General features: G+C 65.8%; 1 protein-coding gene and 1 pseudogene. Both read left to right on the top strand.

Annotation, left to right across the window (positions count from 1 at the left end; translation table 11 throughout):
• Positions 1-495 (top strand): annotated as a pseudogene (locus tag BN903_RS13635) (acetate--CoA ligase); the annotation flags it as partial.
• 69 nt (positions 496-564) lie between these two features.
• Positions 565-804: a DUF2061 domain-containing protein gene (locus BN903_RS13640; RefSeq protein ID WP_048078257.1), complete on the top strand. Its 240-nt coding sequence runs from the start codon at positions 565-567 to the stop codon at positions 802-804.
• The last annotated feature ends 323 nt before the right edge of the window (positions 805-1,127 follow it).

Genomic DNA, 1,127 nt, shown 5'->3' on the forward strand with positions numbered 1-1,127 from the left:
CGCTACCTGCGGGAGTACTGGCTGAACGGCGAGGACGGCTGGCGCTACCGCACCGGCAACGGCGCGGCCGTCGACGAGGACGGCTACGTCACGATCCTCGGGCGCGTCGACGACGTGATCAACGTCCGCGCCCAGCGGTTCAACACCGGCGAGCTGGAGGCGGCCATCGTCGACGCCGAGGGCGTGACCGAGGCCGCGGTCGTCGGCGACGACGACGGGCGGATCGTCGCGTACGTGACGACGAAGAGCGGCGTCGAGCCGGACGAGACCCTCCGCGACGCCATCGCGGACCGACTGGCCAGTGCCGTCGGCGACGTGGCTCGCCCCGACCGGATCGTGTTCACCCCCGAACTCCCGAAGACGCGCTCCGGGAAGATCATGCGACGCCTGTTGGAGGACATCGCCCGCGGCGAGGAGTTCGGCGACGTGAGCGCCCTCCGCAACCCCGAAGTCGTGGGCGAGATCGAGTCGACCGTCCGAAACGAGAGTAATTGAATACAGTTTCTTTTCAGTCATTGAGAGAGACCTATCAGTTACTTACCAGCGGCGACCGAAGACGACGGTATGAACCTCGGTGTGTTCTCGCGGGACGCGGTCAACGCGCGACGCCGTGCGGTCGTCAAGACCCTCTGTTACCGGGCCTTGATGGTGACTATCACCGTCGTCGTCGCGTGGCTCGTCGTCGGCGACGTCGGACAAGCGGCGAGTATCGGCCTCGTGACCAACGCCGTAAAGACGCTCACTTACTACGGCTACGAGCGCCTGTGGGACCACGTGTCGTGGGGTGTCGGCGTGTCGGGCTGATGGCTGCCGACCGTTTCGGAACCTACTGAGGGCCCGAAAGTTCTGACCGGTCTCGATGATCGCTTCTGTGAACAGTTCCGCGGAGATGGACTGCTCACCGCTGAGAGTGGCAGCTATCGGAACAGTTTTGTTTCGGCTACGTGTTGAGTTCCGAAACGAATGGTCGACGGTCTCGGCGCGGACGCCTACGACGCGCTCGTCACCGCCGCGGAGACGTATCGCGCGGCGCTCGTCGTCAGGCTGGCCGGCGAGGCCGGACTCAGGACCGAGGAAATAACCCGCGTCGCACCGCGGCACCTCCGCGAGGCGGAGTCGACCGCGGG

The organism is Halorubrum sp. AJ67 (genome assembly GCF_000513435.1).

What these genes read in the sequence shown, in the direction of transcription:
- BN903_RS13640 (WP_048078257.1), top strand. Translation starts at nt 565, where the DNA reads ATGAACCTCGGTGTGTTCTCGCGGGACGCGGTCAACGCGCGACGCCGT.